This window comes from Billgrantia kenyensis, assembly GCF_013697085.1.
GTDB lineage: Bacteria > Pseudomonadota > Gammaproteobacteria > Pseudomonadales > Halomonadaceae > Halomonas > Halomonas kenyensis.
The window spans coordinates 1-10,548 of sequence record NZ_JACEFT010000053.1 but is presented as its reverse complement, the minus strand read 5'-3'; the positions used below and the strand labels follow the sequence as shown (position 1 = coordinate 10,548).

At 62.3% G+C, this 10,548-nt stretch carries 9 protein-coding genes and 1 pseudogene; 6 read left to right on the top strand and 4 right to left on the bottom strand.

Annotated elements, in window-relative coordinates; all coding sequences use genetic code 11:
* Positions 1–439 precede the first annotated feature (439 nt).
* Both H1D44_RS21395 and H1D44_RS20110 read right to left on the bottom strand, forming a co-directional pair.
* Positions 440–819 (bottom strand): annotated as a pseudogene (locus H1D44_RS21395) (transposase).
* A 62-nt stretch (positions 820–881) separates the two neighbouring features.
* Positions 882–1,781 (bottom strand): LysR family transcriptional regulator, encoded by a 900-nt coding sequence (locus H1D44_RS20110; protein WP_181517052.1) that lies wholly within the window; start codon positions 1,779–1,781, stop codon positions 882–884.
* 133 nt (positions 1,782–1,914) lie between these two features.
* On the opposite strand from H1D44_RS20110, the gene H1D44_RS20105 reads away from it, so the two are divergent.
* From H1D44_RS20105 to H1D44_RS20090, 4 genes are read left to right on the top strand one after another with little or no spacing between them, the layout of a single operon-like run.
* Positions 1,915–3,684, top strand: coding sequence for an acyl-CoA dehydrogenase family protein (locus H1D44_RS20105; RefSeq protein ID WP_238984599.1), 1,770 nt, complete (start codon positions 1,915–1,917; stop codon positions 3,682–3,684).
* The gene (locus tag H1D44_RS20100; protein WP_181517050.1) at positions 3,681–4,877 is read left to right on the top strand and encodes a CaiB/BaiF CoA transferase family protein; all 1,197 of its coding nucleotides are present in this window, start codon (positions 3,681–3,683) and stop codon (positions 4,875–4,877) included. Before H1D44_RS20105 ends, H1D44_RS20100 begins: the two co-directional genes overlap by 4 nt.
* A gap of 49 nt (positions 4,878–4,926) precedes the next feature.
* Positions 4,927–6,054 carry a TAXI family TRAP transporter solute-binding subunit gene (locus H1D44_RS20095; protein WP_181517049.1) on the top strand — a complete coding sequence of 376 codons (1,128 nt, stop codon included), beginning with the start codon at positions 4,927–4,929 and terminating at the stop codon, positions 6,052–6,054.
* 52 nt (positions 6,055–6,106) lie between these two features.
* Positions 6,107–8,032: a TRAP transporter permease gene (locus H1D44_RS20090; protein ID WP_238984600.1), complete on the top strand. Its 1,926-nt coding sequence runs from the start codon at positions 6,107–6,109 to the stop codon at positions 8,030–8,032.
* Between the two features lie 350 nt (positions 8,033–8,382).
* Here H1D44_RS20090 and H1D44_RS21390 read toward each other — a convergent pair whose 3' ends face one another.
* A complete protein-coding gene (locus H1D44_RS21390; protein WP_181517048.1) occupies positions 8,383–8,643 on the bottom strand; it encodes a DDE-type integrase/transposase/recombinase in 261 nt (86 codons plus the stop codon).
* A gap of 69 nt (positions 8,644–8,712) precedes the next feature.
* The gene (locus tag H1D44_RS20075; protein WP_181517047.1) at positions 8,713–8,928 is read right to left on the bottom strand and encodes a hypothetical protein; all 216 of its coding nucleotides are present in this window, start codon (positions 8,926–8,928) and stop codon (positions 8,713–8,715) included.
* Positions 8,929–9,413: 485 nt separating this feature from the next.
* Between H1D44_RS20075 and H1D44_RS20070 the strand changes: the two genes are divergently transcribed.
* Both H1D44_RS20070 and H1D44_RS20065 read left to right on the top strand, forming a co-directional pair.
* On the top strand, positions 9,414–9,911 hold the full coding sequence (locus H1D44_RS20070; RefSeq protein ID WP_181517046.1) for a hypothetical protein: 498 nt from the start codon (positions 9,414–9,416) through the stop codon (positions 9,909–9,911).
* Positions 9,912–9,933: 22 nt separating this feature from the next.
* Positions 9,934–10,527, top strand: a complete 594-nt coding sequence (locus H1D44_RS20065; protein WP_181517045.1) for a hypothetical protein — start codon at positions 9,934–9,936, stop codon at positions 10,525–10,527.
* Positions 10,528–10,548 lie beyond the last annotated feature (21 nt).

Genomic DNA, 10,548 nt, shown 5'->3' with positions numbered 1-10,548 from the left:
TGAATTGCTGAAGAAGCCCTCTGGCCACTAGCAGAGGATAACTCCTATAGGCGATTTGATCATCCGGGACCCTACAGATAAGAAAGAAGGCATGGCAGCATTTCTAGAAAAACGCACGCCGCAGTATAAAGGGACTTAGTAGCTCAGCTAACGGCTCCGTGAACCGTACTATTTTGAAGGGGATCGCTGGTGAAGTCGACTGCACACAGTGGCAAAAGTAGCCTTCACTAGCCCGAATATTTCACCAGCACCGCGAAGTTGGCCTGCTGAGTGAGCAGGCCAGCTCCTCACGCTGGATTCAGCAAAAAAAGTTCACTTTTTGATCGATGATCCCGCGTCGAGACGCACTGCCCCTACCCCCATTGGTTAATTCGTGCCGGGGACAGCACCCTGCCAGTCTTCCCGGCACCAGCTTACGGGCGAGCTTCTGGAAGAGCTCCTAATCGGGATAGTGACTGCTCAGCATCAGCCGGACGCGCCGGGTATTGTGGATCACCACGCCACCGATCTTCAGTAACTTCAGGCGCAGGGTGGTGACTTGGGCCGTGGCGTATGCGGTGCGCTTCAGCTACACCCGGCGCAGCCGTTCCATAGAAAGTAGGCCAGGCCGGCCAGCAGCAGCCGGTACTGGTTGGGCGACCAGTCATGGCAGCTGGTGCGATCCGAGAACAGCCACTGCTGCTCCTTGATCCGGCTCTCCGTGTCGCCATGCGGGCAGTAGCGATGGTCATAGAGCCACTGCGGGCTGCCGTGCAGCGGGCCAAGGCGGTGACAAAGTGCGGTTCTTGCAGTCTGTTCCTGTTTGTCGTCACGGGAGATCGTCTGTGTCAGACGCAGCCATCCAGAAGTGTTCCGACTATCTCTGAAACTAGTATCGCATATCAGGCACTGCCTGCCTGTCCGATCCCATGGATGATATCGATCAACAGGTCACGGTTGGGGGCTTCCCTCACCTCGAGCCAGACGCAATGGGACTGGTGGCGTAGGGTCGCGTCGCTTAGCGGCAGGAAGACGACGTTGGAAAAGTGGGTGCCCGCCAAGGACGCGGGCACCAGGGCCACCCCCATGCCGTGGGCGATCAGGGCAACGATGGTCAGCCACTGGGAGACCTCATGGGTGATGGTGGGCTTCAGGTTGGCGACAAGGAAGAGGCCGAGGATCCGGTCGTAGTAGTGGGGCGAGAGATCGCGGCGGAACATCACCAGGGGCTCGCCGGCCAAGTCGCGCAGACTCAGCGAGCTTCGTGAAGCGAGGGGGTGGTGGCGCGGCAGGCAGGCGAGGAAAGGTTCGTCGGCGAGCGTCAGGGTGGCCAGGGTCTCGGGCAGCGGCATGGCGTGGATGAAACCGATGTCCAGCTGGCCCGCCTCCAGCCCCTGAACCTGGTCGGCGGAGTTGCGCTCCAGCAGCTGGATCTCGATGCCGGGGTGAGCGGCCTGGAGCGCCTGGAGGGCCTGGGGCAGGCGACGAAAGAGCATCGCCGGGGTGAAGCCGACCCGCAGTACCCCCGAGGCCCCGTCGGCGATGCGGCGCACCAGAGTGCGGGACTCCTCGAGATCCTCCAGCAGGCGGCGCGCCTGGCGCTGGAAGGCTTCGCCGGCGGTGGTCAGGGCCACGTGCTTGCTGCTGCGAACCAGCAGCTGCACGCCGAGCTCCTCCTCCAACTGGCGCAGGCTGGCGCTCAGCGGCGGTTGGGAGATGTGCAGCCGCTGGGCGCCGCGACCGAAGTGGAGCTCCTCGGCGAGCACCAGGAAGTAGCGCAGCTGGCGGAAGGTCAGGGCCATGGGCGACTCCTCGGCGGGGTGGGCGACGATACAGTAAATGCTATCGTAGCATCGGTAATCGGTATTGGTGATGGGGCAGAATCGGCTTCTAGTATGCGGAACACAATATCAAGACCGCCAAGAGGAGACGAGCGTGTCCGAGTCCATCCACCGCAACATTCCCGACAGCCGTGGCCACAACGCCTTCACCGTGGACCCCGAGTTCGCCCGCCTGCTGTCCATCTACCTGGAACCCGAGCTGCGCGAGCACCTGGCCTCTGCCTTTCACGAGTTGGGGGACCTGGTGGGCGACGAGCTGGAGTCCCTGGCCCTGGAGGCCGACCGCCACCCGCCCGTGCTGCAGCTGCGCACCCGCCACGGTGCCGACCTGCAGCACATCGACAAGCATCCTGCCTATCGTCGCCTCGAGCACTATGCCTACTCCCACTTCGGGCTGGCCGCCATGTCCCACCGTGGCGGGGTACTCGGCTGGCCCAAGCCGCTGCCGCCCATCGTCAAGTACGGCCTGACCTACCTCTTCGTGCAGGCGGAGTTCGGGCTCTGCTGCCCGCTCAGCATGACTGACTCCCTGACCCGCACCCTGCGCAAGTTCGGATCCGACGAACTGATCGAGCGCTATCTCGGCCACCTGACCTCCCAGGAAGAGGAGCAGCTCTTCCAGGGCGCCATGTTCATGACCGAGCAGGATGCCGGCTCCGACGTGGGGGCAATCACCACCGAGGCGCGCCTCGAGGAGGGCGTCTGGCGCCTCTACGGCGACAAGTGGTTCTGCTCCAATCCGGATGCCGCCCTGGCCATGGTGCTGGCGCGGCCGGAAGGGGGCGAGCCCGGCACCCGCGGCCTGACGCTTTTCCTGCTGCCGCGTCGTCTGCCCGACGGCAGCCTCAATCGCTATCGCATCCAGCGCCTCAAGGACAAGCTGGGCACCCGTTCCATGGCCAGCGGCGAGATCGTGATGGAGGGCGCCGAGGCCTATGTGGTAGGCGAGCCGGGCAAGGGCTTCAAGCAGATGACCGACATGATCAACATGTCGCGCCTCTCCAACGGCGTGCGCTCCGCCGGCCTGATGCGCCGGGTGGTCAACGAAGCGCTGTTCATCGCCAGCCACCGGGAGGCCTTCGGCCGCCGGCTGATCGACCTGCCGCTGATGCAGCGCCAACTGCTCAAGATGCTGCTCACCGCCGAGCAGGGGCGCAGCCTGGTCTTTCATACCGCCGACTGCCTGCGGCGTGCCGACGGCGGTGACGCGGAGGCCGCCAAGCTGCTGCGTATCCTTACCCCGCTGATCAAGTTCCGCACCACCCGCGACGCGCGCAAAGTGGCCGGTGACGGTATGGAGGTGCGCGGCGGCTGCGGCTACATCGAGGAGTGGTCGGATGCCCGGGTGTTGCGCGATGCCCACCTCGGCTCCATCTGGGAGGGCACCAGCAACATCGTCGCCCTGGACGTCTTCCGCGCCATTCGACGCGAGGGCACCCTGCCGGTGCTGGTGACCTACCTGCGCCGGCTGCTGGGCGAATCGGTCCTGGGCGAGTCCGAGCGGGCGCTGCTCGCCGACCAGCTAGAGAAGGGGGCGCATGCCGCTGAGCGTGTCGCTGCCAATCCGAGCAACGAGGCCGAGGTGCGGCGCATCGCCAGCGCACTCTATCACCTCACCTCGGCTGTCTTCCTGGCCTGGGAAGCCGGGCAGCAGGGAGGTGATTGCCGCCGCCAGGCCCTGGCCGCCCTGGTGATGCGCTACCGGCTGCTGCCCCAGGATCCGCTGGCGGTGGACGAGGCGCCGACGCCGCGGCTCGCCGAGCTGCTGGCCGAGGCCCCCATGGGCAGGGCTGCGGTCGCGCAGCTGATCGAGGGGCTGGGCCTGCCCCAAGCGGCGCCGCGCGCCGAGGGGGAGATCGCATGAGCACGCCTGCTACCTCCCTGAGCGACATTCGCGTGATCGATCTGAGCCGGGTGCTGGGCGGCCCCTACTGTACCCAGGTGCTGGCCGACCACGGCGCCGACGTGATCAAGGTCGAACCGCCCGGCGGCGACGAGACCCGCGGCTGGGGCCCTCCCTTCTCGGGAGATGCCTCCTCCTACTTCCATGGCCTCAACCGCGGCAAGCGGGGCATGGCGCTCGACCTGCGCCAGGAGGTGGGGCGGGCGCTACTGCTCGAGCTGTTGGAGGAGGCCGACGTGCTGGTGGAGAACTTCAAGCCGGGCACCCTGGAGAAGTGGGGGCTGGGGCATGAGACCCTCAAGGCCCGCTTTCCGCGCTTGATCCACTGCCGGATCAGCGGCTTCGGCGCCGACGGCCCCCTCGGCGGGCTGCCCGGCTACGATGCGGTGATCCAGGCCATGGCCGGGCTGATGAGCGTCAACGGCGAAGCAGACGGTGAGCCGCTGCGGGTCGGCCTGCCGGTGGTGGATATCGTTACCGGCCTCAATGCGGTAATCGGGATATCCCTGGCGCTGCACGAGCGGGCCCGCAGCGGGGAGGGGCAGTTCGTCGAGGCGGCGCTGTTCGATTCGGGACTCTCGCTGATGCACCCGCACTTCCCCAACGTCTTCTATGGCGGCCCGGCGCCACGGCGCACCGGCAATGCACACCCTAACATCGCGCCCTACGAGGTGTACCGTACCGCCACCCGGCCTCTCTTCCTGACGGTGGGCAATAACGGCCAGTTCGCCAGGCTGTGCGAGCTGCTCGGCTGTTCCGAGCTGATGGAGGATTCACGCTTCGTCGACAACGGGGCGCGCTTAACCCATCGCGAGGCACTGCGCGAAGCGCTGGAGGCGGTACTGGCCACTCAGGACGGCATGGCCCTGGCCGAACGCCTGATCCGTGCCGGAGTGCCCTGTGGCCCCGTACTGGAGACCCGCGATGTATTGGCCCACCCGCACACTGCCCATCGGGAGATGATCGTCGAGATCGGTGCCTACAAGGGGACCGGATCGCCCATCAAGCTGGGACGGACCCCCGCCCATTACTGGCGGCCGCCGCCGCGCTTCGCCGAGCATACCGAGGAGGTCCTCGCCGAGCTGGGGCTCGCGCCGGCCAGGCTGGCCGAGTTGCAGGCCCAGGGGGTGATCCCCCCATCGCGCGTCGAGTGAGACGCGCATCTTTACACTATTTCCAACAACAACTTGAGAGTATAACGCCATGTCACTCAAAACCCTGACCACCGGCCTGACGGCCGCTTCCCTGATCGGTTTCGGTGCCGCCCAGGCCGAGGGCCTGCCCGATACCATGACCTGGACCGCCTATGACGTGGGCTCCCAGGGACACTCCGAGGCTTCGGCCATCGCCGATGCCTTCGGTCGGGCCTACAATACGCGAGTTCGAATCCAGCCTGCCGGCTCGGCCATCGGCCGCCTGCAGCCCCTGCTCGGCGGGCGCGCCGATTACGCCTATCTGGCCACTGAGTCCTTTTTCGCTTCAGAAGGCACCTATGACTTCGCCGAGCGTCGCTGGGGGCCCCAGGACCTGCGCGCCGTGGCCGGCCGGCCCTCTACTTTTGGTGTGCCTACCGCCGCCGACGCCGACATCCACAACCTAGAGGACCTGCGCGGCAAGCGGGTCGCCTATGTAGCCGGCAACCCCTCGGTCAACGTCAAGTGCGATGCCATCCTCGCCTTTGGCGGCCTGACAAGCGAGGACGTCGAGGTGGTGATGTTTCCGACCCATGGGGCGGCCATGGGCTCTTTAGCCCAGAATCGCGCCGATGCCGCCTGCACCACCACCACCGCCAGTCAGCTCTACGAGCTGGAGGAGTCCTCCCGGGGTATCCGCTGGGTCGACATTCCTGCGGACGATTCGTCAGGGTGGGAGCGGATGAACCAGGTCGCCCCGGTGTTCCAGCCCTTCGAGGAGACTATTGGGGCAGGGCTTTCCGAGGAGTCGCCGGCCAATATGCTGGCCTATCGCTATCCGATCATCGTTTCGATGGCCGAGCGTAGTGACGATGAGGTCTACGCCTTTGTCAAGGCCCTCGACGAGACCTATGGCCTCTACAAGGATGCCACTTCGGCCATTCATCGCTGGTCCATTGAGGACTCCGGTGTCCCGCCGATTGATATTCCCTTTCATCCGGGTGCAGTACGCTACATGGAAGACAAAGGGATTTGGACCGATGAGATGCAGGCCTGGAATGAGGCGCGCCTGGACCGCCTCGAAATGCTGAAGACAGCCTGGGACGAGGTCCTCGCGGAGGGTGAGGGCTTGGATGAAGATGCTTTCGCGGCTCGCTGGGAGGAGCGCCGACAGGCCGTCCTGGCAGAGTTCAGATAATGCCGTGGCCGGGGTCTTGGCCCCGGCTCACTTCATCTCAAGGGTTCTGACCATGAGCGATACTCGCAATGCACGGTTGAATGGCGTTTCCCGGGGCGTGGTGATGATCCTGGGACTCACCGGGCTGCTGATGGCCATCAACCAGACCTTCGGGCTGAAGCTGCTCGGTTTCTACCCGCTTGGCAACGCCTTCCTCTACTATCTGATCGGCATCTTCCTGGCCGCGGCACTGCTCTGCTATCCCGCCAGGGCCGCCGATGCCCATCGCATGCCCTGGTACGACTGGGCTCTTGCCGCCGCCGCCCTGGGCTGCGCCGGCTACCTGGGGGTCAATGGCCTGCGCATGACTCAGGAGGGATGGGAGTTCTTCGCGCCCCTTGAGGCGACCCTGGTGGCCTCCCTGACAATCCTGCTGGTGCTGGAGGGGGTGCGGCGCTGCGGCGGTTGGGCGATCTTCGCGGTGGCCCTCATCTTCGGCCTCTATCCGCTCTATGCCGGCCATATGCCCGGCTTTTTGTGGAGCAACCCCTTCTCCCTGGACGAGACGATCCGCGCCCACGTGATGGGGGCGGAGAGCATCATCGGGGTGCCCATGCAGGTGGTGGCCAATCTGATCATCGGCTTCGTGGTGTTCGGCATCGCCCTGACCATCACCGGGGGCGGGGAGTTCTTCATGAACTTCGCCACCGCCCTGATGGGCAGGAGCCGAGGCGGCCCGGCCAAGGTGGCAGTGGTCTCCAGTGCCTTCATGGGCAGCCTCTCGGGCAGCGCCGTCTCCAACATCCTCACCACCGGGACCATCACCATCCCCGCCATGAAGCGCAGCGGCTATTCGAGGGAATATTCTGCCGCCGTGGAGGCGTGCTCTTCGACGGGCGGGACCCTGATGCCGCCTGTGATGGGGGCGGTGGCCTTCATCATGGCCTCCTTCCTCGGCGTCAGCTATGCCGAGGTGATGGTGGCGGCACTGCTGCCGGCGATTCTTTTCTATCTGGCGCTGCTGCTGCAAGTGGACCACTATGCGGCCCGACAGGGGCTTCGCGGCATGCGCCCCGAGGAAATCCCGCGGCTAGGCGATACCTTAAAGCAGGGCTGGCCCTATCTGCTCAGCCTGGCGGTGCTGATCTACATGCTGCTGGTGATGCGCCTGGAGAGCTACGCCCCCTACTATGCCACTCTGGTGCTGCTGGCCATCTCGCTGTTCCGGCGCCGGCAGCGGCTGAATCTCGCCAAGGGGCTTGACTTCCTCTATCAGCTGGCCCACGGCATAGGCAATCTGGTGGCAGTGCTGGCGGGCATCGGCATGGTGGTGGGTGGGCTCTCCTACACCGGGGTGGCCGGCTCCTTCTCCCGGGAGCTGCTCCTCTATGCCGGCGGCAGCATTCCGCTGATGCTGGCAGCGGGGGCGGTGACCAGCTTCGTGCTGGGCATGGGCATGACGGTGAGTGCCTGCTACATCTTCCTGTCGATCCTGCTGGCGCCGGCGCTGGTGGCGGCGGGACTCGACCCCCTGGGCAGCCATCTGTTCATCCTCTACTGGGGCATGCTCTCCTACATCACGCCGCCGGTGGCGCTGGCCGCGATCACCGCCGCGGGCGTGGCGGGGGCGAGCAACACCCGAACCAGCCTGCATGCGGTTCGCCTGGGCGGGGTACTCTTCGTTCTTCCCTTCCTCTTCGTGCTCAATCCTTCTTTAATCCTGCAGGGGCCGCTCGACCTGATCCTGCTCTCGGCACTGACCGCCATCACCGCCATCTGGCTGGTGGCGGCGGCCATGGAGGGCTATCTCTATCGGGTGGGCACCCTCGGCTGGCTACCGCGCCTCTGGTTGCTGTTGACCGCCGGCCTGCTGATCTATCCGGAGTGGCGCAGCGATCTCGTCGGCCTGGCGCTGCTGGGCGGCGCCTACCTGTGGCTGGCCGGTCCCTTTCGCCGCCGATCGGCGGTGAAGATAGAGGGGCAGCGAACCATCGGCTGACGCGAGCCACGACCTCTCAACGAAACCGCCGCCCTTGGGGCGGCGGTGTTCGTGATGACAAGGAACGAAAGTAATAGGCGGGCCGGGCCCGCCGCGACACTCAGGTTTCCAGGCGCTCGATCACGCAGGCGATGCCCTGACCCACGCCGATGCACATGGCGATCCGGGCGTAGCGACCGCCCGAGGCCTCCAACTGGCGCTGGGTGTTTCGGCTACAAGTTGGAACACACTTGGAGGATGCTGCTCGTCAGAGGCTGACAACAGAGTAGCGGACTTACATAACCGGAGCAGGTGGGTAGGCTACTAGTGTTATACAAAGGTGTTGTTCATACAGAAAAATACTGCCCACCTTATGTCGCCGTGTAGTGCCGGCTGCTGAAAACCAAACCGTTGTCGGACTTTCGTGTCAGCGGCAAATAGATCAGCCCCAGGGTGCCAAATCGATGCATCAAAGCCTCCTCCAATGCGGCTTCGGCCGTCTTGCTGTAGCCATTGTCCGATAAACGCCAGCCAAGGATCTCCCTCGTGCAACAGTCGATGATCACCGCCAGGCTTGCCCTCCGATCCTTGCCGCACCAGACGTGTGTCAGAACTGGTCGCCCATCGCTCATCCAGTCGCGAGGCGATCGACGGCAAACTCCTGGCTCGAGGTCGGCCACCCTAGGGCCGCTAGCGCACTGTCAGCCCTTCAGCTGCAGGATGCGCTGTATCCGCTTGCGGTTCTCACCCAGCACACAGGCCAGGCGGCGATAGCCGTACGTGGGGAACCGCTCCAACGCCAGCTTTACCCTGCTGGCCAGGTCGGTATTGATCACACGCAGACGCGGCTTGGGACGGTAATACAGCGTCCGCGAGGGAGTCTCACCCACCGGCACAGCTTGCGAGTGATACCACATGGCCCTCTTGGTCCATTTCCGACTACAGCGACCGGACGAGTTCTACTCATCGTCGAGCAGACGGAAAAACTATTTTTAAATGCGTAGGTGACCGGTGATTCCGGCAACGTGTCCGCGGATTTCAGAAAAGCCGCCGAAATCAGTCATGTCGAGACAAAATGCCGGTCATAATTACGCGGAATACGCAACTCTGAGCTTCCCATAGAACGCTCAATTGTTGAAGAAAAACCTCCGTGAGAGCGTGTTCAGCAGCGTGACAGCCCTCATTCGCCACAGCTGTGGTGTCGTATCCCCCTCCCTGCTTCATTTCCTCAGAAACCAAAAAAATATTCGAAAATGGTAAAATAGTGTTATCGGAACCAACCGTGGCTCTTCGGAAGGGGGCCATTATGGCATTCCTACTAGTCCACGTGATGACAATCCGTCTCATTGGGAGAACGAGGCTCAAGGGAATAAACAAAGGCGAAAAAGAGAAAATAGGTGCCATGTCAGTAACCCGTTACAAGAGAATTGCCCCGCAAAAGCTTCATTTGTCACCGGACATTAGCCCACCGGTCAGACGGCATCTGATGGGTAGCCAGCCCCTGCTCCAAAACATCGAACACTTGGACCAGACGGCCATTGTCGCGGCCATCGCCATGGCTCCGCCAATCGCATACCTATCAGAAAGCAAAAATCTCTACTACTGCATCGGCAATTTTCGCTCACTTGTGCTAGCCCAGCACGTACCAGACAACGTAAGCATCACGATCGCCCTAATTGAGCCGCCCAAGAAATCTCATATTGATGAAATATGTATGAAAAATTCGCTTCTGCACGACATGGCTTTTGGCAAGGAGACGAAAAGCTTGCCAAAAGCCATGCTTGAAGCAAAGAAATTGGTTGACGCTAGGCACCCTGATCTTATCGCGAGCATAGCCCCGACGCTCAAGAAAAAGATCCACTTTCTTGAGGCGATGGGCTTCAACCGACGCATCCAATAGTCTTTATCAACGGAAATTAAGAATGTCACAAGACAATGAGAGCATTTTACTTCTAGAAGAAATTATTCAGCCGCGGACTGACTGGTTCGCTATTGAGCAGTGCCAGCCAATGCTTGCAAATGTCATTCACTGCCTAACCTATACTGGAAACGAGCTATGGGATATTGACGCGCTAAAAAATCTTCATACGCAACTTGAAAACAATGCCCTCTACCTGGTGTCGAAAAAGATAACCGGACCAAAAGGGATTTATGGAAACCACCCCATACATGGGGCTCTATACTACCTGACTAAAAACGGCATAAAATCCAAAGAGCGAACATGGCTACTCAGCCATGTGATTAACGCGGCATACCAGTGGCGTAAGGAACTCATCGATGTGGAAGAGAGAGCCGACACGCGGGATAAGATCGAAGCCCTGAAAAACCAAAAATTAAATTACCAATACCAGCTGGAAAGTGCATGTAAGGTAGTCCGACTAGTTGAAGAAGATAGGCTTGATTTTTTACCGTCACTAGAAAAACCAACGGCAAACTTCTCCCTTACCTTTAGGAAAAAAAGGCGGTCTCAAGTCCCAAGCGCAACACTATTGAAGGGTGTCCGGTCCAGCGACTGATTTCTTGAGCACCTCGGAATA